Raw genomic sequence first — 25,657 nt, forward strand, 5'->3', positions numbered from 1 at the left:
GACGGGAGCCGGCCGGCGTCCTGCAGCAGACGCTGCGGTTCCCCGGGTGCCTCTTGACAGCGCCAGGAGCATGGCACGCATGAGTCTCGACTTGGACAGGTCCATCGCCGGCGCTGTGGTCACTCCCGCCGCGCGACTGATTCTGCCGAGCGGCCGGCTCATCGCCGCTGAGCCAGGCACCGGCTTTCCTGCTGGTGAGGCCGCCCGGTGGGCGTTCTCCGAGACTGTTGCACCCGGCGCCTACCCCGTCGAGATCCTGCACCGCGACGGCCTGGTGATCGCGGCCCGGGTCGTCGTGCGTCCCGAACCGGTCGCCGGCTGGCGACCGGGCCGGCGCAACGGAGAGCCATACGTCTATCCGGTCGACGGCGGCGCCGGGTCGTTCGGTTCGCCGGAGGTGTTCGAGGCCCTGACCGATGACGAGGCCCGGGAAGACCTCATCGCCGACCTGTCATTCGACAGCGACGAGGCTTACGGCGTCTACACCGACCCAGCCGGCGGCGCGAACCTCGTCGCCTTCCGGCTTGGTGCAGACGGACGTTATCTGACCTGGGCCGGCTACACCGCCGACGACGACATCGCCTGTTTCCTCACCGACTTCGGCGACCTGAAGCACCAGGCGCGGCACTGAACCGCTGAACACATGCCGTGATGGTCGACGAGTACGACCCTGCCATCGCCTTCTTCACCGGCGTACTCGGCTTCGAGCTCGTCGAGGATTCGTCCTCGCTCACCGATGACGGGTGGCCCAAGCAGTGGGTGGACCACCGCAGGTGCGGACGATCACCGCCTCGGGGAGGAAGACCTGCCGCAGCGCGTCGAGCCGGGCCGCCAGATCCGGACCGGACGTGAAGGCGGCGAAGAACGTCCGGACGATGGCCGCGATCTCGTCGCGGTCGTGTCCCGCTTCGCCGCCCACCTCGCCACCCTAGCGCCGGCTCGGCGCACACGAAGGTCAGTAGACGGTGAGGCCGCGCTCGCGGAACTGGTTCCTCACGCGGTCCAGCAGGGCCGCGTCCGGCGCCTCCGTGGCCGCCAGCGGGAACGGCTCGCCCAGCTGGGCGTACTTGTTCGCGCCGAGCCGGTGGAACGGCAGGACCTCGACCCGTTCGATCGTCGGGACCCCGGCCGCGATGTCCGCCACCGCCGCGACGTTGGCCGGGTCGTCGGTGAGGCCCGGCACCAGGACGAAGCGCAGCCAGATGGGCTTGCCCAGGGCGCCGAGGCGGTGGGCGAAGCGGATCGTCGGTTCGAGCGCTCCCGTGCGGGTCACCGTGCGGTACGTGCCCGGGAGGCCGGATTTGATGTCGAGCAGCACCAGGTCGGTGACCGCCAGCAGGGCGTCGTCGGCGCGGTCGCCGAGGAAACCGCTGGTGTCCAGGGCCGTGTGCAGGCCCATCTCGTGGCAGCCGGTGAGGATCTCGCGGACGAAGGCGGGTTGCTGCAGGGGTTCGCCGCCGCTGATCGTCACGCCGCCGCCGGCGACCTTGATGAAGCGTTCGTAGCGGCGGATCTCGGTGAGCAGCTCGTCCACCGTCGTCGGGGTGCCGCTGCGCCGGTACCACGTGTCCGGGCTGTGGCAGTACTGGCAGCGCAGCGGGCACCCGGCCAGGAAGGCCACGAACCGGGTGCCCGGGCCGTCCACCCCGGTCGAGATGTCGAAGGAGTGGACGGCGCCGGTGACCGGCGGGGCCGCGGTCTCACCGGGAGCGCACCGCGGCGGCTCCGCGTGATGAGGCCGGGCTACGGCGGTCAGGCTCACAGCGCACCGTGGAAGGTCCGCGCGATGACGTCGCGCTGCTGTTCGGTGGTGAGCCGGACGAAGTTCACGGCGTAGCCCGAGACGCGGATGGTCAGCTGCGGGTACTTCTCCGGGTGGGCCATCGCGTCCTCCAGGGTGGCGCGGTCCAGGACGTTGACGTTGAGGTGGAAACCGCCGCCGTCGGTGTAGCCGTCCAGCACGCCGACCAGGTTGCCGATCCGCTCCTCGCGGGTGCGGCCCAGACCCTCGGGGGTCACGGTGGTGGTCAGCGAGATGCCGTCGCGGGCGCAACGGTACGGCAGCTTCGCCACCGACAGCGCCGCGGCGACCAGGCCGCGCCGGTCGCGCCCGTTCATCGGGTTGGCGCCGGGGGCGAACGGTTCGCCGGCGCGGCGCCCGTCCGGGGTGTTGCCGGTGTGCTTGCCGTACACCACGTTGGAGGTGATGGTCAGCACCGACAGCGACGGTTCGGCGTCGCGGTAGGCGGGCTGCCGGCGGATCTTGGCCATGAACCGCTCGACGAGCTCCACCGCGATCGCGTCGGCCCGGTCGTCGTTGTTGCCGAAGGCCGGGAACTCGCCGTCGATCGTGTAGTCGACCGCCAGGCCGGTGGTGTCGCGCAGCACCTTCACCTGGGCGTACTTGATCGCCGCGAGGCTGTCGACGGCCACCGACAGGCCCGCGATACCGGTCGCGAGGAAGCGGTGCACCGGGTGGTCGTGCAGCGCCATCTCGAGCCGCTCGTACGCGTACTTGTCGTGCATGTAGTGGATGACGTTGAGCGCCTCCACGTAGGTCTCGGCGAGCCAGTCCAGCATCCGGTCGTACGCGTCGAGGACCTGCTCGTACTCCAGCACGTCGGAGGTGATCGGGGCGTACGCCGGGGCCACCTGCTCGCCGCTGATCTCGTCGCGCCCGCCGTTGATCGCGTACAGCAGCGCCTTGGCGAGGTTGGCGCGCGCGCCGAAGAACTGCATGTCCTTGCCGACCCGCATGGCCGACACGCAGCAGGCGATCGCGGTGTCGTCGCTGTACGCCGGGCGGATCAGGTCGTCGTTCTCGTACTGAATGGCGCTGGTGTCCATCGAGACCTGCGCGCAGAACCGCTTGAAGCCCTCGGGCAGCCGCGGCGACCACAGGACCGTCAGGTTCGGCTCGGGCGCCGGGCCCAGGTTGTAGAGGGTCTGCAGGTAGCGGAAGCTCGACCGGGTCACCAGCGGGCGCCCGTCGGCGCCGACGCCGCCGATCGCCTCGGTCACCCAGGTCGGGTCGCCGGAGAACAGCTGGTCGTATTCGGGGGTACGCAGGAAGCGGATGATCCGCAGCTTCATGACGAAGTCGTCGACCAGCTCCTGGGCCTGCTCCTCGGTCAGCGTGCCCTCGGCCAGGTCCCGCGCGACGTACACGTCCACGAAGGACGAGGTGCGTCCCAGCGACATGGCCGCGCCGTTCTGCTCCTTGGTGGCGCCCAGGTACGCGAAGTACACCCACTGGATCGCCTCGCGGGCGGTGGTGGCCGGCACCGAGATGTCGTAGCCGTAGCCGGCCGCCATCTCCTTCAGCTCACCCAGGGCGCGGATCTGCTCGGCCAGCTCCTCGCGCTCGCGGATGACCGCCTCCGACGACCGCTGCGCGTCCAGCGCGGCCTTCAGCTCGCGGCGCTCGGCGATGAGCCGGTCGACGCCGTACAGGGCGACGCGGCGGTAGTCGCCGATGATGCGGCCGCGGCCGTACGCGTCGGGCAGGCCGGTGATGATGTGCGAGCGCCGGGCCGCCTTGACGCCGGCCGGGTACGCGTCGAACACGCCGTCGTTGTGGGTCTTGCGGTAACGCGAGAAGATCGCCTTCACCACGGGGTCGAGCGTGTAGCCGTACGCCTTGAGCCCGTTCTCCACCATGCGCAGCCCACCGGCCGGCATGATGGCCCGGCGCAGCGGCGCGCTGGTCTGCAGGCCGACGATCAGCTCGTGGGAGCGGTCGATGAACCCGGGCGCGTGCGAGGTGATGGTCGACGGGGTGTGGGTGTCCACGTCGTAGACGCCGCGCTTGCGCTCCTCGACGAACATGCGCTGCAGTTCGCGCCAGAGCCGCTCGGTGCGGTGGGTCGGCCCGGCCAGGAACTGCGCGTCACCGTCGTACGGCGTCACGTTGTCGTGGATGAAGCCGGCGACGTCGATCGCGTCGCGCCAACCCGTCCCCGTGAAGCCGCGCCAGGCGTCCTTGCGTGTCTGCATGATTCCTCCTCGCTTCTGTCTCCAGCTTCCCGTGCCTTGATCGGCCCGTTCAGGGCCGTAGGTCCCGGACGGCGGGGCCGTCCGGGACCTACGGGTGCGGGCGCGCCGCAGGCGGCGTCGGCCCTGAAGGGGCGCAGGTCAGGGCATGAGCACCAGGCGGGCGGGAACCCGGCCGGCCAGCACGTCGGCGATCGCCTCGTTGATGTCGTCCAGCCGGCGCGGCTCGAACAGCACCCGGGTTCGCCCGGAGGCGTGCAGCCGGAACACCTCGGCCAGGTCGGCACGGGTGCCGACGATGGAGCCGATGACCCGGATGCCCTTGAGCACGGTCTGGAAGATCGGCAGCGACATCGCGTTGTCCTTCGGCAGCGACACCAGGATCAGCCGGCCGCCGCGGCGCAGGCTCGCGTGGGCCTGCTCGATGACGCGCGGGCTGGCGGCGAGCACCACGGCCACGTCGGCGCCGCCGAGCGCCTCGATCGCCGCCACCGGGTCCTCCTTGGCCGCGTTGACGACGTGCGCCGCGCCGAGCTGCTTGGCGAGGGCGAGCTTCTCGTCGGTGACGTCCACGGCGATCGTCTCGCCGCCGAAGATCTGTGCGTACTGCTGGGCGAGGTGGCCCAGGCCGCCGATGCCGAAGATCGCGACCCGGTCGCCCGGGGTGACCCCGCCGACCTTGACCGCCTTGTACGTGGTGACGCCCGCACAGGTCAGCGGCGCGGCCTCGGCCGGGTCGATGCCCTCGGGGACGCGGACGACGTACCGGGCGTCGGCGACGGCGAACTCGGCGTGGCCGCCGTCGACGGAGTAGCCGGTGTTCTGCTGCGACTCGCACAGCGTCTCCCAGCCGGTGAGGCAGTACTCGCAGGTCCCGCAGGCGGACCCGAGCCACGGGATCGCGACGCGGTCGCCCGGGGCGTGCTGGGTGACGCCGGTGCCGACCTCCTCGACGATGCCGACGCCCTCGTGGCCGGGCACGAACGGCGGGTTCGGCTTGACCGGCCAGTCGCCCTGGGCGGCGTGGATGTCGGTGTGGCACAGCCCGCTGGCCTCGATCCGGACGAGCACCTGCCCGGCCGCCGGCGCGGGCTTCGGCACCTCCTGGATCTCGAGGGGCTTGTCGAAGCTGGTGACGACCGCTGCTCGCATGGCTTCCTCCGTATCTGTGGCCGTGCTTCCAGCCTCACCGGCGGCGCCGTGGATGATCAGAGCCGGGGGTCCCGATCATCCGGGACCTCCGGCGTCCCGGCCTGCAGCAGCGCCGCGACGTAGTCCCGGGCGTCCCGGTCGATCGCGTGCAGCGTTCCCTCGTCGAGCTGGTGGTCGAGGCGCATACGCGAAGCCAGGATCGCGACGGGGTCGTCCCCGGGGTCCGCGGCCCGCAGCGTGAACCGGCACGCGGGCAGGCCGCCGCGCACGGCGGCGAGGCCGGCCCCGGCCGTCCGCGCGATGGCCTCGACGTCGGCGCTGTCGACCGGGGCCTGCGCCGGCGGAGGTGGGATCGGCGGCACGTGCCGGGCGCGGCAGAACAGCACGCCGGGCCCGGCGCCGGAGTCCGCGAGCTCGACGGCGAGAACGCCGGTCGCGATCGGCGCGGTGGTGATCCGGCCGCCGAACAGCAGCGCGAGCGGCCACCCGGTGCGCGGGCACACCAGCGTGTCGCCGGCGCCGAGCGCGCTGACCACGCCCGCGGTCAGGGCCTCGTCGTGGGCCGGCTGGTCCAGGCTCGCCTCCAGGTGCCGCACCAGCAGCATGCGGTGCAGCAGCTCGGTGCGCCGGGCGGCCGGCGGCAGGACCATCGGGCGCCTCCTCATGCCGCGTACGCCCGCACCCCGGCGAGCAGGTCGGCGAGGCCCTTCTTCGCGTCGGCGAACAGCATCGCGGTTCCGGGGCGGGTGTACAGCTCGTTGTCGATGCCGGCGTAGCCGTGACCCAGCGAGCGTTTGATGACGATCACCGTCCGGGCTTTGTCCACGTCGAGGATCGGCATACCGGAGACCGGGTTGCCCGGGCGCCGGGCCGCCGGGTTGGTCACGTCGTTGGCGCCCACCACCAGCGCCACGTCGGTGCCGGGGAACTCCGGGTTGATCTCGTCGAGATCCTTGAGCTGCTCGTACGGCGCGTCGGCCTCCGCCAGCAGCACGTTCATGTGCCCGGGCATGCGGCCGGCCACCGGGTGGATGCCGTAGCTGACCTGCACCCCGCGCTCGGTCAGCGCGCGGGCCAGGGCCACCGTCTCGTGCTGCGCCTGCGCCGCGGCCAGGCCGTACCCGGGGACGATGACGACCTTGTGGGCGTACGCCAGCTGCAGCCCCGCGTCCTCGGCCGTGATCGACCGGACGGGCGCGCCGGCGCCGACGGCCGCGGCCGGGCCGCTGTCGCCGGTGCCGTACCCGCCCGCGATGATCGCGCCGATCGAGCGGTTCATCGCGTCGGCCATGAGCTTCGTGAGGATCGCGCCGGCCGCGCCGACGAGCGCGCCGGCGATGATCAGCGGGCTGCTCTCCAGCACGAATCCGGCCATGGCGACCGCGGTGCCCGTGCAGGCGTTGAGCAGCGAGATGACCACCGGCATGTCGGCGCCGCCGATGGGCAGGGTGAGCAGGACCCCGGCGACGAGCGCGGCGGCGGCGATGCCGGACAGGCCCAGCGCGCCGGTCCGGCCGGCGACGAAGAACCCGGCGAGCCCGGCGGCGGTGAGCGCGAGGAGGACGGTGGCCCACCTTCCGCCGGGCACGGTGACCGGCCGGCCGGGCACCAGGCCGGCGAGCTTGCCGGAGGCCACCAGCGACCCGCTCAGCGTGACGCCGCCGATGAGCACGTCCAGCACGGTGGTGACCGTGGTCTGCACGCCCGGCGTGGCGGCCTCGTGGCTGCGCTGCACGGCGTCGCCCAGCGCGATCAGCGCGGCCGCTCCGCCACCCACGGCGTTGAACAGGCTGACCAGCTGGGGCATCGCGGTCATCGGCACGCGCCGCGCCGTGACCAGACCGGCGACGGCTCCGGCCGCGGCACCGGCGGTCAGGGCCGCGACGGCCCAGGCGGTCATGCGGTGGTCGTGCACGAGGACCGCACCGGTGGCGATCACGGCTGCGGCCATGCCCGCCGCGGACAACCGGTTGCCGCGCAGGGCGGTGCCGGGGGAGTTCATCAGGTGCAGCCCCAGCACGAAGCAGGTCGCGGCGGCCAGGTAGACCAGGTGGACGACGGTGTCGAAGGTCGTCACGGCTTCACCTCCCGGTGCGGGCGGAACATCGCCAGCATGCGTTCGGTGACCACGTAGCCGCCGGTGACGTTCATGGCGGCGAACGCGGCCGCGATCAGCACCAGCACGTACCCGGTGACGGTGGTGGCCGTGGCGGCGAGCAGCATCACGCCGACGATCACCACGCCGTGGATGGCGTTCGCGCCGGACATCAGCGGGGTGTGCAGGGTGGCCGGCACCTTGCTGATCACCTCGAACCCCACGAGCAGGCTCAGCAGGAAGACGGTGATGTCCGCCATCAGCAGCGGGCTCATGAGGGGACCTCCTCGCTCGTGGCGGCGCGTACCCGCGGGTGCACGACCTCGCCGTCGCGCGCCACGACGACGGCCGCGTGGATCTCGTCCTCCGGGTCGATCGCCACCTCGCCGTCCCGGATCAGGCCGGCCAGCAGCGCGCACAGGTTGCGGGAGTACGCGCTCGACGCCGCCTGCGGCACCCGGGCGGGCAGGTCCGCCGCGCCGATGACGGTGACCCCGCGGGAGCTCACGACGGTGCGGCCGGGCTCGGAGCCCGCCACGTTGCCGCCGAGCGGGCCGGAGGCGGCGTCGACGACCACCGAGCCGGGGCGCAGCGCCTCGAGGGCGGCGGCCGTGACGAGCAGCGGCGGACGGCCGTCGGGGACCTGCGCGGTGGTGATGACGATGTCGAACCCGGCGACCGCCGTGTCCAGCGCCTCCTGCTGCGCCCGCGACTCGTCCTCAGAGAGCCGGCGGGCGTATCCGCCCTCGCCGGTGGCGGCGGGGACGTCCAGGGTCAGCACGGCGGCGCCGGTCGAGGCGATGTCCTCCCGAGCCGCCTCGCGGACGTCGTAGCCGGTGACGGCCGCGCCGAGGCGCCGCGCGGTCGCTATCGCCTGCAGGCCGGCGACCCCCGCGCCGAGGACGAGCACCCGCGCGGGGCGGGCCGTGCCGGCGGCCGTCATGAGCATCGGCAGGTAGGCGTCGTACGCGTCCGCGGCGACCAGCGCGGCCTTGTAACCGGCCACGTTGGCCTGCGAGGTGAGCGCGTCCATGGCCTGGGCCCGGCTGAGCGTACGGGGGAGCAGGTCGAGGCTGACCGCGGTGACGCCCGTCGCGGCCAGTTGCCGGCAGCGCACCGGGTCACGCAGGGGTGCGAGGAGCCCGACGAGCGTCTGGCCGGTGTGCAGCGCGTCGACGTCGTCCGGCGGCGTCACGCACAGCAGGATGTCGCTGTCGGCGTACACCTGCACGCGGCTGGTGACCGTCGCGCCGGCGGCCGCGTACGCCGCGTCCGCGTACCAGGCGCCGGCGCCGGCGCCGCACTCGACGACGACCTCCAGGCCGTCGCGGCGTAACCGGCCGGCGTCCTCCGGGACCAGGGCGACCCGCCGTTCCCCGGGAGCCGTCTCACGGACCACACCGATCGTCGTCATGCGTCCTCTCCGTCCCCTCGCTCGGTCACGTGCCGCGCCGAAGTCACGCCGCGGGAAAAGCCGCCCGGCCGGGTCGACCGCCGTGAGGCCCCGGCCGGACGGCTGCTCGTACCGTCCGATCTAGCGCCGGCGCCGGTCCCGGCGCCGGCCCGCGTCAGATCAGCCAACGGTTGCGCTGCACGAAGGGCAGCTGAGCCCACCAGCGGCCCAGGCCCCAGGTGTGTCCGGCGTACGTCACGGCGGCGACGATCGCGCCGAGGGCGTACATGAAGTGGTAGTCGGTGATGGGGTTGTTGGAGCCGCTGGGCTCGCCCGCGCTGTTGTGCTGCGCCAGCGGGAACTCGGCGAACCACATGAACGCCATCATCAGGGTCGCGGCGCCGGCGGCGATGCGCATGCCGATGCCGAGGATGAGAGCCAGCCCGATGCCGAGCATGCCGAGCATGAACAGCCAGTCCGCCCAGGTGTCGCCGGCCATCGAGTTGAACGTGCCCTGGAACGGGCCGAGGTCCACCGAGGACAGGAAGCCCTTGGTGGGGGAGCCGCCGTTGATCCAGGCACGCGCGGACGGGGTCGCGTAGTTCCATCCGAACGTCTTGTCGAGGAACGCCCACAGGAAGACGAACCCGAGGGAGATGCGGAACACGGCCAGCGCCCTGGCGGCCGTCTTGGTGAGCATGTGACCGGGGGCCTCGACGTTCTCGAGGTGGTGAGCCGCCGCTCCGCGGCCGATGGTCGTCATGGTGTCCTCCTCATTCGATGTCCTGATCTGACGATGCACCGCTCGCCGGGCGGGCACCCGGGCCTGACCGCCCGACCCTGGCGGGACTTAGGTCCCGATCGATGAGGCGGCATCCGTGACAGGACGTTCGCCTCGTGTGTGCCGGGACCGGCGGCCTGACGATGGACAGACGACAGACGAGTGGGAGGAGGACGCCGATGCGTGCTCTCAGACTGCTGGAATGGAAGAAGCCCGCCGAGCTGGTGGAGGTGCCGCGGCCCGTGCCGGGTCCCGGCCAGGTCGTCATCAAGGTCGGCGGCGCCGGGGCGTGCCACTCGGACCTGCACCTCATGCAGGACTTCCCGGTGGGGCAGGTGCCGTGGCAGCCGCCCTTCACCCTCGGGCACCAGAACGCGGGGTGGGTGCACGCGACCGGCCCCGGCGTGACTGGGCTGGCCGAGGGGACGCCGGTCGCCGTGTCCGGCGTGTGGGGCTGCGGCGACTGCGAACGGTGCCGGCTCGGCAACGACGCCGCCTGCGACCATCTGACGGCGGCGCACGCCCCCGCCGGTGGCTGCGGCCTCGGCAAGGACGGGGGCATGGCGGAGTACATGCTGGTGCCCGACGCCCGCTACCTTCTGCCGTTGCCGGCCGGGCTGGACCCGCTGGATGCGGCGACGCTGACGGACGCCGCGCTCACGCCGTACCACGCGATCCGCCGGTCCTGGCCGAAACTGACCCCGGGCAGCACCGCGCTGGCCATCGGTGTCGGCGGCCCCGGGCACCTGGCGGTCCCGATCCTCAAGGCGACCACAGCGGCGCGGGTCATCGCCGTGGACGTGCGCAAGGACGCGCTGGATCTGGCGCAGGAGCACGGCGCCGACGTCGTGGTGTCCGCAGAGGACGACCCTGCCGCGGCCGTCCGCGAGGCGACCGGCGGCCACGGCGCGGACGTGGTGCTCGACTTCATCGGCAGTGACGACAGCCTCGCGCTCGCGGCGGGCAGCGTCCGCAGCATGGGTGACCTCACGGTCGCCGGGATGGCGGGCTGCGCCGCGCCGCTGACGTTGCCCTCGGTGCCGTACGAGATCAGCGTCCAGACCACGTACCGGGGCACGCGGCCGGAGCTCGCCGAGGTCCTCGACCTGGCGGCCCGCGGGCTGATCACCCCGCACATCTGCCGGTTCGGCCTGTCGGAGGCGGTCACCGCGTACGACGAGATGCAGGCCGGCGAGCTGCAGGGAGTCGCCGTCATCGTGCCGTGAGCGCACCCCGCAGGGGCCCCGCGCGGGGCCCCTGCGGTTCAGCCCGCCGCCGCCGGGAATCGCTCCGGCCCCCGCGCGGCCATCTCCTCGTAGACCTGCCAGTGCCGGTCCACCTCCTCCTGAGCCAGCACGGCCAGCCGCTCGGCCTCCACCGGATCGATCCGCTCGAGCTGCCGGAACCGCAGCTCCCGCTCGGTGTACGCGCTCAGCGGCAGCCGGGGCCGCGGCGAGTCCAGCAGGAACGGGTTCTCGCCGGCCGCCCGCAGCATCGGGTCGTAGCGCATGAGCGGCCAGTAGCCCGACGCCACGGCGCGGTGCTGCTGATCCATGCCTTTGCGCATGTCGATGCCGTGGGCGATGCAGTGCGCGTACGCGATCACCAGCGACGGCCCGGGATAGGCCTCCGCCTCGCGCAGCGCCCGCAGGGTCTGCTGCGGGTCGGCGCCCATGGCCACGCGCGCCACGTAGACGTTGCCGTACGCGATCGCCTGCAGCGCCAGATCCTTCTTCGGCGTCCGTTTGCCGCCGGCGGCGAACTTGGCGACCGCCGACAGCGGGGTGGCCTTGGACATCTGCCCGCCGGTGTTGGAGTACACCTCCGTGTCCATCACCAGCACGTTGACGTCGCGCCCACTGGCCAGCACGTGGTCGAGGCCGCCGGCGCCGATGTCGTACGCCCAGCCGTCCCCGCCCACGATCCACACGCTGCGCCGCACGAGGTGGTCCAGCACGCTGCGCAGATCGGCCACGGCGGGATCGGCCGGGTCCAGGCCGGCGAGCCGGTCCTGCACCTCGGCGAGCCGGGCCCGTTGCGCGGCGAACTCCGACTCGCGCCGCTGCGGGGCGTTCAGGACGGCGTCGACCAGGCCGGGACCGATCCGGTCGCGCAGTTCGGTGAGCCGGGTGGCGGCGAGGCCGTGGTGCAGGTCGGCGGCGAGGCGGAAGCCCAGCCCGAACTCGGCGTTGTCCTCGAACAGCGAGTTCGACCACGCCGGGCCGCGCCCCTCGCGGTTGCGCGTCCACGGCGTCGTGGGCAGGTTGCCGCCGTAGATGGAGGAGCAGCCCGTGGCGTTGGCGATCTGCAGCCGGTCGCCGAACAGCTGGGACAGCAGCTTCAGGTACGGCGTCTCGCCGCAGCCGGCGCAGGCCAGCGAGAACTCGAACAGCGGCTGCAGGAACTGGGCGCCGCGTACGGTCTCGAAGTCCACCCGCGAGCGGTCGGCCATCGGCAGCGTCTCGAAGAACGCGATGTCCTCGCGCCCGTGCCGCAGCTCCGGCTCCCGGGGCCGCAGGTTGATGGCCCGGTGCTCCGGGTCGTCCGGGGCGGCCACCGGGCACGCCTCGACGCACAGCCCGCAGCCCGTGCAGTCCTCGAGGTAGACCTGCAGGGTGAACTGCGCGTCCGGCACCCCGCGCGCGTTGAGCGGCGCGGAGGCGAAGCCGTCGGGCGCACCGGCCAGCTCCTTGAGGTCGTAGAACGTGGAGCGGATGACGCTGTGCGGGCAGACGATGCTGCAGGTGCCGCACTGGATGCACAGGTCCGGGTCCCAGACCGCCACGAGGTCGGAGACGTTGCGCTTCTCGTACGCGGTCGTCCCGCCCGGGTACGTGCCGTCCGGCGGCAGCGCGCTCACCGGCAGCCGGTCGCCGTGCCCCTCCATCATCGCCGCGGTGACCGTCCGGACGAACGGGGGCGCGTCGGCCGGCACCACCGGCGGCCGGTCGCGGGTGGCGGTCACCGAGCCGGGTACGGGCACCTCGTGCAGGGCCGCCAGCGCGCGGTCCACGGCGGCGTGGTTGCGCTCGACCACTTCCGTGCCGCGCCGCTCGTACGTCTTCGTGATGCTCTGTTTGATGCGCTCGATCGCCGTCTCGCGGGGCAGCACGCCGGAGATCGCGAAGAAGCAGGTCTGCAGGACCGTGTTGGTCCGCCCGGGCAGACCGGCCTCGGTGGCGACCCGGTCGGCGTCGACGGCGTACACGCGCAGCCGCTTGCCGATGATCTGTTCCTGCACCGGCCGCGACAGCGAGTCCCACACCTCCCGCGCCGTGCCGGAGGTGTTGAGCAGCAGGGTCGCGCCGTCGGCCGCCGGGGCTAGCACGTCGGCGCGGTCCAGCAGTCCCATGTGGTGGCAGCCGACGAAGCCGGCACGGGTCACCAGGTACGGCGCCTGGATCGGCGCCGGACCGAACCGCAGGTGGGACACGGTCATGGAGCCGGACTTCTTCGAGTCGTACACGAAGTAGCCCTGGGCGTGGGTGTGCGGGTCGGCGCCGAGAATCTTGATCGTGTTCTTGTTGGCGCCCACCGTGCCGTCCGAGCCGAGCCCGAAGAACACCGCCGACACCGTGCCGGGGGGCTCGATCTCGAGCTGCTCGTACGGCAGGCTCGTGCCGCCGACGTCGTCGATGATGCCCACCGTGAACCGCCGCCGCGGCTCCTCGCGGGCCAGCTCGGCGAAGATTCCGGCCACCATGCCGGGCGTGAACTCCTTGGAGCCCAGCCCGTAGCGGCCGCCGATGACCGTGGGCAGCCGGCCGGGACCGTGTTCGGCCAGCGCGGCGATCACGTCGAGGAACAGCGGTTCGCCCTGCGACCCCGGTTCCTTCGTCCGGTCGAGCACCGCGATCCGGCGCGCCGTCGGGGGCAGCGCGGCGGCCACCTCGGCGGCCGGGAAGGGTCGGAACAGACGTACCTGGACCACGCCGACGCGTTCGCCGCGGGCAGCCAGGTGCAGCGCCGTCTCCGCAGCGGTCTGCGCGCCGGAGCCCATGACGACCAGCACCCGCTCGGCTCGCGGATCGCCGTGGTAGTCCACGATGCCGTACCGGCGCCCGGTGCGGCGGGCCAGCGCGTCCATCGCCTCCTGCACCGCGTCCGGCACCCGCGCGTAGTACGGGTTCACCGTCTCGCGGCCCTGGAAGTAGACGTCCGGGTTCTGGGCGGTGCCGCGGATGAACGGGCGCTCCGGCGACAGCGAACGGCCGCGGTGGGCGCGGACGAGTCCGGCCGGGACGAGCGCGCGCAGGTCGTCGTCGCCGAGCAGCTCGACGGTGTTGAGCTCGTGCGAGGTCCGGAAGCCGTCGAAGAAGTGCACGAAGGGCACCCGCGTGCGCAGCGTGGCGGCCTGGGCGACCAGCGCGAGATCGTGGGCCTCCTGGACCGACGCGGAGGCCAGCAGCGCGAATCCGGTGGCGCGGACGGCCATCACGTCGGAGTGGTCGCCGAAGATGGACAGGCCCTGCGCGGCGAGGGACCGGGCCGCCACGTGCAGCACCGCGGGGCTCAGCTCGCCGGCGATCTTGTACATGTTCGGGATCATCAGGAGCAGGCCCTGCGAAGCGGTGAAGGTGGTGGTGAGCGCGCCGCTCTGCAGCGCGCCGTGCAGGGCCCCGGCCGCGCCGCCCTCGCTCTGCATCTCCACCACCGTCGGCACCGAGCCCCAGATGTTCGGCCGCCGCGCGGTCGACCACTCGTCGGCGAGCTCGGCCATCGCCGAGGACGGCGTGATCGGGTAGATGCAGCACACCTCGTTGAGCCGGTACGCGACCGACACCGCGGCCTCGTTGCCGTCAATGGTCGTGCGCGTCATGGGAGGACCTCCGGGATCATCTCGATGGCGTGCACCGGGCACTGCTCGAAGCAGGTGGCGCAGCCGGTGCACCGGCTGTCGTCGATGCGGTAGCCCAGGCCCGGGCCCAGCTTCACGATCGCCTGCTCCGGGCACGCGCCGAGGCACCCGTCGCACTCGAAGCACGTCCCGCAGGACAGGCAGCGGCCGGCCTCGTACCGGGCCGCCGTGGCGTCCAGCCCGCCGACGACCTCGCTGAAGTCGGCGATGCGCGTGGTGACGTCGCGCTCCGGCTGGGCGCGGCGCCCGGTGTCGCCGAAGTACCAGGGATGCAGCAGGTCGAAGGAGGCCACGGCCGGTGCGGCCGGCTGGTCCTCCAGGGCGCCGCGCAGGTACGCGTCGATGTGCTGCGCCGCCTGGCGGCCGTGGCCGACGCCCACGGTGACGGTGCGCTCGGCGGGCACCATGTCGCCGCCGGCGAAGACGCCCGGGCAACCGGTCATCAGCCCCGGGGTCACCACCACGGTGCCGTCGGCGGCGAACTCGACCCCGGGCACGTCGCGCAGGAACGCGGTGTCGCACCGCTGGCCGAGCGCCAGGATGACCGTGTCGGCCTCCAGGGTCTCGGTGCGGCCCGTCGGCACCGGGCGGCCGTCCTCGTCGAGCTCCATCACCTCGACGGTGAGCTCGCCGGCGTCGAACGCCTGGATCGTGCGCAGCCAGTTGATCGTGATGCCCTCGCGCTCGGCCTCGTCCGCCTCCTCCGGGTGCGCGGGCATCTGGCCGCGGGTCCGCCGGTAGACGATGAGGGCCTCGTCCGCGCCGAGCCGCTTGGCGACGCGTGCGGCGTCCATGGCGGTGTTGCCACCGCCGTACACGGCCACCCGGCGGCCGATGACCGGTCGCTCGCCGGAGGCCACGCTGCGCAGGAACCCGACCGCGTCGACGATGCGCCCGGCCTCGCGGGCGGGGATGTCGACGCGCTTGGACAGGTGGGCGCCGACCGCGACGAACACCGCGTCGAAGCGACCGGCGGCCCGTTCGGCGGCCAGGTCGTGCACCGGCCGGCCACTGCGGATCCGGACGCCGAGCGCCTCGATCCGGGCGATCTCGGCGGCGAGGACGTCGCGGGGCAGGCGGTAGGCGGGGATGCCGTACCGCATCATGCCGCCCGGCTCCGGGCCGGCGTCGTGGATCTCGACCTCGTGCCCCAGCCGGGCCAGGTGGTACGCGGCCGACAGCCCGCTCGGGCCCGCCCCGATCACCAGCACGCGCCGGCCGGTGGGCGCCGGCGGCGGGTCGAACGCCCAGCCCTGCTCGATCGCGAGGTCGCCGAGGAAGCGTTCCACCCCGTGGATCGACACGGCGGAGTCCAGATTGGCGCGGTTGCACGCGCTCTCACAGGGGTGGTAACAGACCCGGCCGTGCACCGCGGGCAACGGGTTGGCGGCCACCAGCAGGCGCCAGGCGCGCTCGTGGTCCCCGGCGCGGGCCGCGGCCAGCCACCCCTGGACGTTCTCGCCCGCGGGGCAGCCGGCGTCGCAGGGCGCGGTCAGGTTGCGATAGACCGGCTTGCGGTCGCGGACCGGGCCGCTGCGGGCACGGTCGTGCACAAGGTCGGGAAGCGGTGTCAGGTCGCGCGGCCTCGGAGTCATTCCGGTCTCCTCCCGGGCGGTTACCGCGAGCGTGCGCGGCCGCGGCGGCGAACCTAAGGGGCGATGGTCCCGACCCGGCCGGGCAAGCGGTCACCGGGTCGTGCCGCGGGCCCAACACCCCCGGGCCGCGGGTCGTTCGGCCCTGCCCCCGCCGCCGCGCCCGCGACAGGCTGGAGGCGTCACCAAGGCTGGAGGCTGACCATGACCTACCGCATCGCGATCAACGGCTTCGGCCGCATCGGCCGTAACTACCTGCGCGCCCTGACGGACAAGAAGCTCGCCAACGCGGGCCTTCAGGTCGTCGCGATCAACGACCTCTACGACTCGGCCATGCTCGCCCACCTGCTCGAGTACGACTCCACGTTCGGCCGCCTCGACGCCCAGATCAGCTACGACGACGAGGCCCTCACCGTGGGCTGGCACCGGATCCCGACGTTCTCCGAACGGATCCCGGACGCGCTGCCGTGGGGTGACCTGGGCGTGGACCTGGTCATCGAATCGACGGGCAAGCTGCGCAAGCGCGAGGACGCGGCGCTGCACCTCAAGGCGGGCGCCGGCCGGGTGCTGATCTCCGCGCCGGGCAAGAACGTCGACGCGACCCTGGTGCCCGGGGTCAACGCGCACTCCTACGATCCCGACCTGCACATGGTCGTCTCCGTCGCGTCGTGCACCACGAACTGTGTGGCGCCGCTGCTCAAGGTGCTGCACGAGGCGTTCACCGTCGAGGCGGGCTACCTGACGACGGTGCACGCGTACACGAACGACCAGAACGTCCTCGACGCGCCGCACAAGGACCCGCGCCGGGCCCGGGCCGCCGGGGTCAACATCATCCCGACCAGCACCGGCGCCGCCAAGGCGGTCGGCGTGGTCCTGCCCGAGCTCGCGGGCCGGCTCGACGGCGTCGCCCTGCGCGTGCCGGTCGTCGACGGCTCCATCAGCGACCTCACGCTGCAGTTCGCCACCGAGGTCGGCGCGGAGCAGATCAACGCCGCCGTCGCGGAGGCCGCCGGTGGCCCGCTGCACGGGATCATCCGCTACACCGAGGCGCCGATCGTCTCCAGCGACATCGTGGGCGACCCCGCCTCCTGCGTCTTCGACGCGAAACTGACCCAGGCGAGCGGGCGCCTCGCCAAGGTGTTCGGCTGGTACGACAACGAGTGGGGTTACACCAACCGGCTCGTCGACCTCACCCAGCAGATGGCCACCCGGAGGTGACGTCATGCGCGCCAAGGACATCATGAGCAGCCCGGTCCACGTGATCTGGCAGAACGCGCCGGTGGAGAGCGCCGCGGAGCTGATGGCCGCCAAGGCGGTGACGGCCCTGCCGGTGGTCGACGCGGACGGGCTGCTCGTCGGCATGGTGAGCGAGAGCGACCTGCTGTGGCACCGGGTCCCGTCCGACCCCACCGCGCATCTGGCCCGGCACCTGGACACCGACCCGTCGCGCCGTCCCGGCATGGTGGTCGAGGTCATGTCCCCGTTCCCGCTCACCACGACGCCGGACGCGGACGTCGCCGAGGTCGCCGACACGATGCTGCAGCACGACGTCCGCAGCATGCCGGTCCTCGAGGGCCGGGACGTGGTCGGGGTCATCAGCCGCCGCGACATCCTGCGTGCCATGGTGCGCAGCGACGAGGTGCTGGCCAAGGAGGTCCAGCACCGCCTCGACGAGTACGCCGACGGCCAGCACCGCTGGACCGCGGTCGTGGAGGGCGGCGTGGCCACGGTGGAGGGCCGGTTCGCCAACGACACCGAACGCGCGGTCGTCGAGGTCCTGGCGCGTACGGTGCCCGGCGTGGCCGCGGCGAGCGTCAAGGTCGTGACGTCGTAGCGCCGGCCCGCGAGGGGCTGCCCCGGCCGGACCGGGGCAGCCCCTTCGTCAGCCGCACTCGCGGGCGCGCAGCGTACGCAGGGTCGCGTCGGGCTCGGCGCCGACCGGGGCGAGCCGCAGCTTCACATCCACCGCCAGAACCCCGTCCGGGCCGGCGAAGACCGGGTTGAGGTCCAGCTCGGCCACCTCCGGATGGTTCTCCGCGAGCCGGCCCAGCCGCAGCAGCAGATCCTCCACCGCGGCGGTGTTCACCGGCGGCGCCCCGCGGTAGCCGGTCAGCAGGGGAGCGGCGCGCAGATCCCGCCACATCCGGGCGGCGTCCAGATCGGTCATCGGGACCAGCCGCAGCGAGCGGTCGCCGAGCAGATCGGTCTGCACCCCGCCGAGGCCGAGCAGCACCACCGACCCGAAGAGCGGGTCGTGCGCGATACCCGTGACCAGCTCCACCGGGGCCCGTACCTGGCGTTGCACGACGGCTCCCGTGCCCGGCGCGCCGGCCGCCGTGACCGCGTCGAACGCGGCGCGGACCGCGGCCGCCCCGGTCAGGCCCAGGCGTACGCCGCCGGTGTCGCTCTTGTGGACCAGGGCGGGATCCGCCGACTTGACCACGACCGGGAAGCCGACACGCTCGGCGGCGGCCACCGCGTCCGGACCGGTCGTCACGTGCTCGGCGGGCAGGACCGGGATCCCGTAGCGCTGCAGCAGCGCGGTGGCCCGCTGGTAGGTGAGCCAGCCGGCGCCGTCGGCGAGCGTGTGCTGGATCAGCATGCGGGCGCCCTCGGCGTCCACGCCGGGCAGCACCGGGCGGGTGCCCAGCGGCTGGCGTCGCCAGGCGGCGTACGAGGCGGCGTGCGCGAGCGCGGTGACCGCCTGCTCCGGCAGGTCGAAGACGGGCGCGCCGCGCTCGCCGAGGGACGGGCCCGCGGTGCCCCGGCCGACCAGGACGGCGGCGACGGGCATGCCGGGCCGGTCGTCGACGACGGCGCCCAGCGCCGACAGGATGGCGGCCGGCGCGTTCGCCCGCGTGCCGACGACCACGAGCAGCAGGGCGTCCACCTCACCGCTGTCGGCCATGACCGCCGCCACGTCCGCGAACGTCGCCGGCGAGGCGCCGGCACCCAGATCCACGGGATTGGCGGCGCCGGCGCACACCGCGGACACCGAGACGATGTCCCGGCGCAGCCGCTCGCTGAAGGGCTGTACCTGCAGCCCGCCACCCTCGGCGGCGTCGGCCGCCAGCACGTTGAGGCCGCCCGCGTTGCCGAGAATCCCCAGGCGGTGCCCGGCCGGCAGCGGCTGGCCGCTGAGCATGCGGGCGGCGTCGAGCAGCTCGCCGAGGGTGCCGGTGCGGATCACGCCGGCCTGCGCGAAGAGCGCGTCGACCGTCGCCGCCGGCGCCGCGGCCGCCGCGGTGTGCGACAACCCGGCGCGCTGCCCGGCGTCGGACCGCCCGCTCTTGATGGCCAGCACGGGTTTGCGCCGCGACAGGGCGCGCACCGTACGGGCGAACTTGCGCGGATTGCCGAACGACTCCAGGTAGAGCACCACCGCCCGGGTCGCCGGATCGTCGTACCAGTACGCGATCAGGTCGTTGCCGCTGACGTCCGCCTTGTTGCCCAGCGAGACGAAGGACGACACGCCGCACCCGGTCTGGATGGCGTTGTCCAGCAGGGCGATCCCGACTGCCCCGGACTGCGCGGCGATCGCCAGGCCGCCGGCCGGCGGGGGAGCGGGCGCGAAGCAGGCGTTGAGGCGTACGGCCGGGTCGGTGTTCAGGATGCCCAGGCAGTTCGGGCCGACCAGCCGCATGCCGTGCGCCCGGGCGATCTGCAGGATCTCCTGCTGGCGCCGCCGCCCGGCGGGCCCGTCCTCGCCGAAACCGGAGCTCAGCACGACCACGCCGCGCGCCCCGGCGGCCGCGGCGTCGCCCATGACGGCCGGCACGTCCTCCGCCGGTACGGCGATCACCACGAGGTCGACCGGCCGGGTCAGCTCCCGCAGCGAGCGGGCGCCCGGTACGCCGTCCACGGCCGCGCCGGCGCAGTTGATCGCGTACACGCGCCCGGGGAAGCCGTACTCCCGCAGCGCGCGCAGCGTCTCGTGGCCGACGCCACCGCGGGTGTGCCCGGCGCCCACCACGGCCACGGAGCGGGGGGTGAGCAGGGCCCGCAGGGACGCCCGTTCGGCGGTCCGGTCCCGCGCGTCGATGATCGGCTCGGCGGCCTCGTCGTCGCCGGTGTCCACGCCGATGTCCACGATCCCGCGGTCGAACCGGGTCCAGGCGTGGGCGCTCAGGTCCCGCGCGACCTGCAGCATGCCGAGGTTGCCGGGGAGCACCTCGCCGGTGAGCTCGGTGACACCGAGCGGCCGGGCGCGGGCGGCCATGTGTTCCAGCAGCAGCGTCCCGATGCCCCGGCCGTGCTGGCCGTCGGCGACGAAGAGGGCGAACTCGGCGCGCGGCGCGGTGTCGTCCGCGCGCTCGCACGACGCCACGCCCACGATCCGCCCCGCCTCGGTGGCGACGACGGCCACGTGCCGCGCGTCGTCCGGGCGGCACAGCCGGTCGATCTCGGCGCTGATCGTCGCGGGGCTCGGCAGGGCGAAGAAGCGGAGCCGCAGGTTCTCCTCGGAGGCGGCGGCGAACAGCCTCGACAGCGCCGGCCGGTCGCCGACGGCGACCGGCCGGATGGTGACGATCCCGCCGTCCGAGGTGAGCGCGTCGGCTTCGGGCGCGGCCGGGACCGGGGCGGTCACGGCGTCCGCTTTTCCGGGCTGCGCACGATGTGGACGGGGCAGTCGGCGTGGTGCAGCAGCTGCGTGGTCGTGGAGCCGAGGAACGTGCCGGCGACGACACCGTGGCCGTGCGTGCCGACGACGACGAGCTGGGCGCCGTGCGACACCCCCACGAGGACCGCGGCGGCGCTGTCGTGCGACAGCATCGTCTCGACCGCGACGTCGGGGTACTTCGCCTGCCAGGGCGCCACGAGCTCGTTCAGGCGGGCGCGTTCCGCGGCGTCGGCCTCGGGCGTCACCACGTCGGTGGCGGGCACGGTGCTGGCCAGCCACAGCGGTACGGGTGGCAGGAAGGAACGGACGACGGCCAGCGCGCTGCCCCGGCTCGAGGCGGCCTCGAAGGCGGCGCCCAGGACGTGCTCGGCGGCGGGGGAGTCGTCGACGCCGGCCGCGACGGGGCCGTCGATGACGTCGCCGCGGCCGCGCACGACCACGACGGGGCAGGCGGCGTGGGTGGCCACCCGCTGGCTCACCGAGCCGAGCAGCAGGCTGGCGAAGCCGCCGCGGCCGCGGCTGCCCAGCACCATGAGCTCGGCGCCCTCGGCGGCGGCGAGCAGGCGTGCGGCCGCGTGCCCGATGAGCGCGTCGGTCTCGATCCGTACGGCGGGAGCCACCTCGTGCGCCTGGTCGACACCCTTGGCGGTGATCGCCTCCGCCATCCGGCGTGCCGCGTCGACGTACTGGTTGCTGTAGTCGAAGCGGGCCTCCCGCCACTCCCAGTCGTACACGTACGTGATGCGCAGCAGCACCCCTCGGCGTTCGGCCTCGCGTGCCGCCCACTGCACCGCGGCCTTGCCGTGCGCGGTCCCGTCTGTCGCCACGATGATCGCCCTCGTCGTCATGGTTCCTCCCCTCGTCCCTCCCCCGATCATCGGCCGGGGCCGATGGGCCGGGCAGGGCAGAAGGTCCCGAACCCGCGGGCCGGCCCGGGCGGCCGGCGGCGGAACGGGACCAACGGCCCTGGAGTCCGTACCGGCGCCGGAGCACGATGAAAGAGAACCCACCGGTACCGGGGTGAAAGCCTCGGGTGGCGGAGGTGATGACGAGACCACGGCTGCGAGTCCGCCGATGGCAGTCGTCTTTCCCGCCGCAGGGCTCGAGGAGCGCCCGCCGGTGGGTCCGCCGTGTCCGGCACCCCGCGCCGGGTCAGCGCCACGGCGCCCCGTCGCCGCCGCGGCGGAACGCGGCCCGCACGTCGTCGCGTACGGCGCGCAGGGCGGGACTGAGCACCGCTTCCGGGGCGACCGGGTCGTCGAGCCGCAGCGCCTCCGCGGGCAGCGACCGCACGTCGGCCGCGCAGCGCTCCCGGGCCCGCTGGACCTGGGACGCCTCGTCACCCGTCAGCGTCGGCACGCCGTTGCGCATGACCGGCACGAGCAGCGGCGTACGCCCGTCCGGCGCGGCCTCCGCGCGCAGCCCCAGCACGTCCGTGGCGGCGCAGGTGCCGTCGCGGAACACCTGCTTCGCCCCCGGCAGGGTGGCCTTGCCCGGCGACTGCTTCGCCACCGGCCGCGAGTCGAACGCGACGAGCTTGTAGACGCTGTCGAGGGACGGCGCGTCCCAGGAGACGCCGAGACGGGTGCCCACGCCGTACGCGTCGATCGGCGCGTCCGCCCGCACGAGCGCGGCGATGCGGTCCTCGTCGAGCCCGCCGCTGACCACGATCCGCACCCGGCTGAGCCCGCCGGCGTCGAGGATGCGCCGGGCCCGCGCGGACAGGGCGGCCAGGTCGCCGGAGTCGAGCCGGACGGCGGCCGGGCGGTCCGGGCACGTCTGGCGGATCACCGCCATCGCGGCGTACAGGCCGCCGATCGTGTCGTAGGTGTCCACCAGCAGTGTCGGCGCCTGCGGATGGTCCAGGGCGAAGGCCCGGAACGCCGACTGCTCGTCGGGGAAGGCCTGCACGAACGAGTGCGCCATCGTGCCGGCCGGTCGCAGCCCGTAGCGCCGCGCGGCGGCCACGTTGCTGGTGGCGTCGAAGCCGCCGATCGCGGTCGCCCGGGTCACGCCGTCGGCCGCCGCGAGCCCCGGGGCCCGGCGCATCGTGAAGTCGATCAGCTGTGCCCCGCCGGCGGCGAGCCGGCACCGCGCGGCCTTGGCCGCGACCGAGGTCTGGAACGTCACGACGGACAGCAGGGCGGTCTCCACGAGCTGGGCCTCGGCCGCCGGGGCAGTCACCTCGAGCAGCGGCTCGCCGGCCAGCACGACCCGGCCCTCCGGGACCGCCCAGACGTCGCCGGTGAAGCGCACGCCGCGCAGCAGGTCCGCGCCGGCCGGGTCCAGCTCCGCCACATCGCGCAGGTAGGCCACCTCGTCGTCGTCCATGCGGAAGCCCTGGAGAAAAGCCAGCGCGTCGGCCAGCCCGGCGGCCACCAGGAAGCCCCGCCGGTCCGGCAGGGCGCGCGCGTACAGGCTGAACGTCGCCGGGCCGGTCATGCCCCGGCGCAGGTACGAGGCGGCCATGCGGGCCTCGTACAGATCCAGGTCCAGTCCGTTCACGGCGTCAGTCCACACTGCCCACGATCGCGGCGTCGGAGTTGTCCCAGGGCACGGCCTCGCTCAGGTACGAGCCGTCGCGATCGGTCCCGGTCGCCTCGACGTGGATCGTCCCGGTGGTCACGGCCGCCGGCGCCCGGAACGCGAACCGGTACGTACGGCTGCCCTGGTCCGGAGGCGGTCGCAGCGTCACGCGGAACGAGGTCGGGTCCACCGTGACCGGTGGCCAGCTCGTTCCCGCCCGCTCGAGTCCGGCGGACGGGCGGAACCACATCGTCAGGTGCGCCGGCCGGTAGCCCCAGCCGTGCGTGACCGTCACGGCGAGGGTGCCGTACCGGTAACCGGAGACGGCCGGGCCGAGGGTCAGATCACCGGCGTGCACCGTGGTCTGCGTGACCGACGGGTTGGGTGTCATGACGGTGGGCCCGCTGACCTGGCGGAAGGTGCCGTGCCGGAGGGCGTACCCCCGGATCTGCCACTTCTGCGGCGTCTGGTCGTCGCAGCACCGCTGGAAGTCGCCGACGCGCGCGCGGACCACGCCGTTCACGACGGTGGTGCCGTCGTCGCTGATGTCGCGGAGCTCGCCGGTGGTCGCCACCACCTGCCCGAGCGTCACGATGTGGCCGGCGGCGTCCCGGTCGAACGCGACGAGCTGCTTGCTGCCGCCCTCGATGAAGCATCCGATCCCGGCGACGGTCTCGTCGGCGCCGTCACGGTCGACGTCGCCGTACGTCACGCCGAGCAGCACCAGCTCCCTGCCGTCTGGTGGTTCGTTGTAGGCCCCGATCCGTTCAGGCAGGTTCACCATGCCGTCGTGGAAGTGCTGCTTGCCGGAGGGTCCTCGGACGTTGTCGGCCGGCCACGGCGGGATGTCCAGGACGGAGTTGCCGAGCTCGCGCGCGCTGATCCGGCCGTTCGGCGCGCCCGGCGGCGTGCTGGTGCCCGGGCCGGAGGGCGACGGGGAGGCGCCCGCCGGTGGGGTGGCCGAGGTGGTGGCCGGCGCGGGTACGCCGGGCTGGGCGGACGGCCCGGTGTCGTGCCGCAGCAGCAGGTAGAGCCCGACCGGCAGGACCAGGACGAGGGTGGCGACCGCCGCGATGAGGGCGACCTGCCAGGGCCGGCGGCGCCGCGGGCCGGGCTCCGCGGCCGACGGGAACTGCACCGTCGGTTGGTCGGACATCGTCCACCTCCAGCATCAGGGCGGCCGATGACCTCACTTCGACTGTGCGCGCGCATCCCGGGCGCTGCCAGGGCCGATGGTCGCATCCGGCGGCCCGGGCGGCCCCGCCTGCGCGCCGCCGAGCCGCGTCAGCTCCTCGGCGAGGTACGCGCCCAGCACCGGCAGATCCGGGCAGGTCTGCGGATCCGCCACCGCGGTGACGGCGAGCGTGCCGGCGTACGAGATCGCCTGGAACGCCACGGTCACGTTGGTCTCGCCGCCCACGACCAGCGGGATCAGCCGGCGGATCGTGGCGCCGCCGAACCGCAGCGGCCGCTCGGGCCCGCGCACGAAGCTGACCAGGGTGTGCAGCCGCCGCTGCCGGCGCATGTACCAGGCGTAGCCGCCGAGCCGGGCGATGAGGCGGAACGGCCGGCCGGCCACGGCGATGGGCGCGAGCCCCGCTGCCAGGGCACGACGCCGGCGCACCGCCTCCGCCACCGCGTGCAGCCGGTCACCGACGGGCCCGTCCGCCGCGACCGTGATCAGCATCGGGCTGGCCACGGTGCCGGGCGAGCCGGGGCCGTCGTGGTCGCCGGCCACCGGGACCGCCATGACCACCGATCCGACGCTCTCGCCGCGCCGGGCGAGGACCCGGTGCAGCGTGCTGGCCACCGCCACCAGCAGAGCGGCGTGCACGGTGGCGCCGTGCCGGTGCGCGGTCGCCCGCAGGCCGGGCACGCCGGCGGTGACCACGGCGGCGCGGCGGTGCGGACCGGTGCGCCCGGTCAGGGAACAGGGCTCCGCGCGTTCCGGCGCCAGCCCACCGGCTGCGACCGTCGCCAGCACCAGCCGGCGCAGCCGCGCGATGCGGCGCATGGGCGGCGACGGCCGGGGCGGTGCCGCCGGGGGCGGCGGCGCGGGCCGCGGATCCTCGCCGGCGGCGAGCCGGTCGGCGAGCCGGCCGAGGATGGTCATCCCGTTGATGCCGTCCGCGACGACGTGGTGGACGACGATGATCAGGGCGCTGCCCCCGCCGGCCAGCCCGTCGACGATCGCGGCCCGCCACAACGGACGGTCCCGTGGCAGCCGGCGCAGCAAGACCTCCATGGCCAGCGCTGTTAGGGCCGGCTCGTCCCCGGGTGGGGGACAGTGCCGCAGCTCCAGGTGGCGGGCGACGTCGAAGGACTGGTCGTCCTGCCACACCGGACGCCGCAGCGGTCCGCGCGCGGTGATGTGCTGCCCCAGCCGGGTACGCGGCACCCGCTCGGCGAGCAACCGGGCGGCGAGCGCGGGGTCGATGCGCCGGTCCAGCTCCAGCACGGCCGCGAACTGCACGGGCACGGCGCCGGTGTCCATGGCCAGGAAGGCCAGGTCGGCGTCGTTGACGGGCTCGGCGTTCACGGCCATGGCGTCAGTCTCGCGGCGGGCCGGGCGCCGGGGTCAGGGCCACCGGACCCGGCGGGGCGTGCCGGGCAGCAGGGCACAGAGGCGGCGCGAACCTGCCGAAA

At 73.9% G+C, this 25,657-nt stretch carries 20 protein-coding genes and 1 pseudogene; 5 read left to right on the plus strand and 16 right to left on the minus strand.

Features of this window, described 5'->3' with window-relative positions; genetic code table 11:
• Positions 1-79: 79 nt before the first annotated feature.
• On the plus strand, positions 80-631 hold the full coding sequence (locus AB0K03_RS06340; protein WP_364681318.1) for a DUF4241 domain-containing protein: 552 nt from the start codon (positions 80-82) through the stop codon (positions 629-631).
• A gap of 20 nt (positions 632-651) precedes the next feature.
• A pseudogene (locus AB0K03_RS06345) lies at positions 652-762 on the plus strand (VOC family protein); the annotation flags it as partial.
• On the opposite strand, the gene AB0K03_RS06350 reads toward AB0K03_RS06345, so the two are convergent.
• The 9 genes from AB0K03_RS06350 to AB0K03_RS06390 all read right to left on the minus strand — a co-directional run bounded on the left by AB0K03_RS06350 (position 731) and on the right by AB0K03_RS06390 (position 9,396).
• The gene (locus tag AB0K03_RS06350) at positions 731-919 is read right to left on the minus strand and encodes a hypothetical protein (protein ID WP_364681727.1); all 189 of its coding nucleotides are present in this window, start codon (positions 917-919) and stop codon (positions 731-733) included. The pseudogene AB0K03_RS06345 and the gene AB0K03_RS06350 overlap by 32 nt on opposite strands.
• 36 nt (positions 920-955) lie before the next feature.
• On the minus strand, positions 956-1,762 hold the full coding sequence (pflA, locus tag AB0K03_RS06355; RefSeq protein ID WP_364681320.1) for a pyruvate formate-lyase-activating protein: 807 nt from the start codon (positions 1,760-1,762) through the stop codon (positions 956-958).
• Positions 1,759-3,996, minus strand: a complete 2,238-nt coding sequence (gene pflB, locus AB0K03_RS06360) for a formate C-acetyltransferase (protein WP_364681322.1) — start codon at positions 3,994-3,996, stop codon at positions 1,759-1,761. Before pflB ends, pflA begins: the two co-directional genes overlap by 4 nt.
• Positions 3,997-4,134: 138 nt before the next feature.
• Positions 4,135-5,145, minus strand: coding sequence for an alcohol dehydrogenase AdhP (gene adhP / locus AB0K03_RS06365; protein ID WP_364681325.1), 1,011 nt, complete (start codon positions 5,143-5,145; stop codon positions 4,135-4,137).
• A 56-nt stretch (positions 5,146-5,201) separates the two neighbouring features.
• A complete protein-coding gene (locus tag AB0K03_RS06370) occupies positions 5,202-5,795 on the minus strand; it encodes a hypothetical protein (protein ID WP_364681328.1) in 594 nt (197 codons plus the stop codon).
• Positions 5,796-5,806: 11 nt separating this feature from the next.
• Positions 5,807-7,222 carry an NAD(P)(+) transhydrogenase (Re/Si-specific) subunit beta gene (locus tag AB0K03_RS06375; protein WP_364681330.1) on the minus strand — a complete coding sequence of 472 codons (1,416 nt, stop codon included), beginning with the start codon at positions 7,220-7,222 and terminating at the stop codon, positions 5,807-5,809.
• Entirely contained in the window at positions 7,219-7,515 is a 297-nt protein-coding gene (locus AB0K03_RS06380) for an NAD(P) transhydrogenase subunit alpha (protein ID WP_364681333.1), read from the minus strand. Before AB0K03_RS06380 ends, AB0K03_RS06375 begins: the two co-directional genes overlap by 4 nt.
• Positions 7,512-8,654, minus strand: coding sequence for an NAD(P) transhydrogenase subunit alpha (locus tag AB0K03_RS06385; protein WP_364681335.1), 1,143 nt, complete (start codon positions 8,652-8,654; stop codon positions 7,512-7,514). Before AB0K03_RS06385 ends, AB0K03_RS06380 begins: the two co-directional genes overlap by 4 nt.
• Positions 8,655-8,808: 154 nt before the next feature.
• Positions 8,809-9,396 carry a DoxX family membrane protein gene (locus tag AB0K03_RS06390; protein WP_364681338.1) on the minus strand — a complete coding sequence of 196 codons (588 nt, stop codon included), beginning with the start codon at positions 9,394-9,396 and terminating at the stop codon, positions 8,809-8,811.
• Positions 9,397-9,593: 197 nt separating this feature from the next.
• On the opposite strand from AB0K03_RS06390, the gene AB0K03_RS06395 reads away from it, so the two are divergent.
• Positions 9,594-10,640 (plus strand): NAD(P)-dependent alcohol dehydrogenase, encoded by a 1,047-nt coding sequence (locus tag AB0K03_RS06395; protein WP_364681341.1) that lies wholly within the window; start codon positions 9,594-9,596, stop codon positions 10,638-10,640.
• A 38-nt stretch (positions 10,641-10,678) separates the two neighbouring features.
• On the opposite strand, the gene nifJ is transcribed toward AB0K03_RS06395, so the two are convergent.
• Positions 10,679-14,233 (minus strand): pyruvate:ferredoxin (flavodoxin) oxidoreductase, encoded by a 3,555-nt coding sequence (gene nifJ / locus AB0K03_RS06400; protein ID WP_364681344.1) that lies wholly within the window; start codon positions 14,231-14,233, stop codon positions 10,679-10,681.
• Positions 14,230-15,867, minus strand: a complete 1,638-nt coding sequence (locus AB0K03_RS06405) for an NAD(P)-binding protein (protein WP_364681347.1) — start codon at positions 15,865-15,867, stop codon at positions 14,230-14,232. Before AB0K03_RS06405 ends, nifJ begins: the two co-directional genes overlap by 4 nt.
• A 201-nt stretch (positions 15,868-16,068) precedes the next feature.
• On the opposite strand from AB0K03_RS06405, the gene gap reads away from it, so the two are divergent.
• Both gap and AB0K03_RS06415 read left to right on the plus strand, forming a co-directional pair.
• On the plus strand, positions 16,069-17,082 hold the full coding sequence (gene gap / locus AB0K03_RS06410) for a type I glyceraldehyde-3-phosphate dehydrogenase (RefSeq protein WP_364681350.1): 1,014 nt from the start codon (positions 16,069-16,071) through the stop codon (positions 17,080-17,082).
• A 4-nt stretch (positions 17,083-17,086) separates the two neighbouring features.
• Entirely contained in the window at positions 17,087-17,698 is a 612-nt protein-coding gene (locus AB0K03_RS06415; RefSeq protein WP_364681353.1) for a CBS domain-containing protein, read from the plus strand.
• Between the two features lie 48 nt (positions 17,699-17,746).
• Here AB0K03_RS06415 and AB0K03_RS06420 read toward each other — a convergent pair whose 3' ends face one another.
• The 5 genes from AB0K03_RS06420 to AB0K03_RS06440 all read right to left on the minus strand — a co-directional run bounded on the left by AB0K03_RS06420 (position 17,747) and on the right by AB0K03_RS06440 (position 25,556).
• Positions 17,747-20,452, minus strand: coding sequence for a GNAT family N-acetyltransferase (locus AB0K03_RS06420; protein WP_364681356.1), 2,706 nt, complete (start codon positions 20,450-20,452; stop codon positions 17,747-17,749).
• The gene (locus AB0K03_RS06425) at positions 20,449-21,333 is read right to left on the minus strand and encodes a universal stress protein (protein ID WP_364681359.1); all 885 of its coding nucleotides are present in this window, start codon (positions 21,331-21,333) and stop codon (positions 20,449-20,451) included. The genes AB0K03_RS06420 and AB0K03_RS06425 overlap by 4 nt, the downstream gene beginning before the upstream one ends.
• A gap of 304 nt (positions 21,334-21,637) precedes the next feature.
• Positions 21,638-22,990, minus strand: a complete 1,353-nt coding sequence (locus AB0K03_RS06430; RefSeq protein WP_364681362.1) for a nicotinate phosphoribosyltransferase — start codon at positions 22,988-22,990, stop codon at positions 21,638-21,640.
• A gap of 4 nt (positions 22,991-22,994) precedes the next feature.
• Entirely contained in the window at positions 22,995-24,167 is a 1,173-nt protein-coding gene (locus AB0K03_RS06435; RefSeq protein ID WP_364681365.1) for a hypothetical protein, read from the minus strand.
• Positions 24,168-24,200: 33 nt separating this feature from the next.
• Positions 24,201-25,556, minus strand: a complete 1,356-nt coding sequence (locus tag AB0K03_RS06440) for a wax ester/triacylglycerol synthase domain-containing protein (RefSeq protein WP_364681368.1) — start codon at positions 25,554-25,556, stop codon at positions 24,201-24,203.
• Positions 25,557-25,657: the final 101 nt, after the last annotated feature.

Source organism: Actinoplanes sp. NPDC049316, from assembly GCF_040677315.1.
Lineage (GTDB): Bacteria > Actinomycetota > Actinomycetes > Mycobacteriales > Micromonosporaceae > Actinoplanes.

Bases quoted from the DNA above. Each gene is read 5' to 3' on its own strand.
- AB0K03_RS06340 (WP_364681318.1), top strand. From the start codon at position 80: ATGAGTCTCGACTTGGACAGGTCCATCGCCGGCGCTGTGGTCACTCCC.
- pflB (WP_364681322.1), bottom strand. From the start codon at position 3,996: ATGCAGACACGCAAGGACGCCTGGCGCGGCTTCACGGGGACGGGTTGG.
- adhP (WP_364681325.1), bottom strand. From the start codon at position 5,145: ATGCGAGCAGCGGTCGTCACCAGCTTCGACAAGCCCCTCGAGATCCAG.
- AB0K03_RS06370 (WP_364681328.1), bottom strand. From the start codon at position 5,795: ATGGTCCTGCCGCCGGCCGCCCGGCGCACCGAGCTGCTGCACCGCATG.
- AB0K03_RS06380 (WP_364681333.1), bottom strand. From the start codon at position 7,515: ATGAGCCCGCTGCTGATGGCGGACATCACCGTCTTCCTGCTGAGCCTG.
- AB0K03_RS06385 (WP_364681335.1), bottom strand. From the start codon at position 8,654: ATGACGACGATCGGTGTGGTCCGTGAGACGGCTCCCGGGGAACGGCGG.
- AB0K03_RS06390 (WP_364681338.1), bottom strand. From the start codon at position 9,396: ATGACGACCATCGGCCGCGGAGCGGCGGCTCACCACCTCGAGAACGTC.
- AB0K03_RS06395 (WP_364681341.1), top strand. From the start codon at position 9,594: ATGCGTGCTCTCAGACTGCTGGAATGGAAGAAGCCCGCCGAGCTGGTG.
- nifJ (WP_364681344.1), bottom strand. From the start codon at position 14,233: ATGACGCGCACGACCATTGACGGCAACGAGGCCGCGGTGTCGGTCGCG.
- AB0K03_RS06405 (WP_364681347.1), bottom strand. From the start codon at position 15,867: ATGACTCCGAGGCCGCGCGACCTGACACCGCTTCCCGACCTTGTGCAC.
- gap (WP_364681350.1), top strand. From the start codon at position 16,069: ATGACCTACCGCATCGCGATCAACGGCTTCGGCCGCATCGGCCGTAAC.
- AB0K03_RS06415 (WP_364681353.1), top strand. From the start codon at position 17,087: ATGCGCGCCAAGGACATCATGAGCAGCCCGGTCCACGTGATCTGGCAG.
- AB0K03_RS06425 (WP_364681359.1), bottom strand. From the start codon at position 21,333: ATGACGACGAGGGCGATCATCGTGGCGACAGACGGGACCGCGCACGGC.
- AB0K03_RS06435 (WP_364681365.1), bottom strand. From the start codon at position 24,167: ATGTCCGACCAACCGACGGTGCAGTTCCCGTCGGCCGCGGAGCCCGGC.
- AB0K03_RS06440 (WP_364681368.1), bottom strand. From the start codon at position 25,556: ATGGCCGTGAACGCCGAGCCCGTCAACGACGCCGACCTGGCCTTCCTG.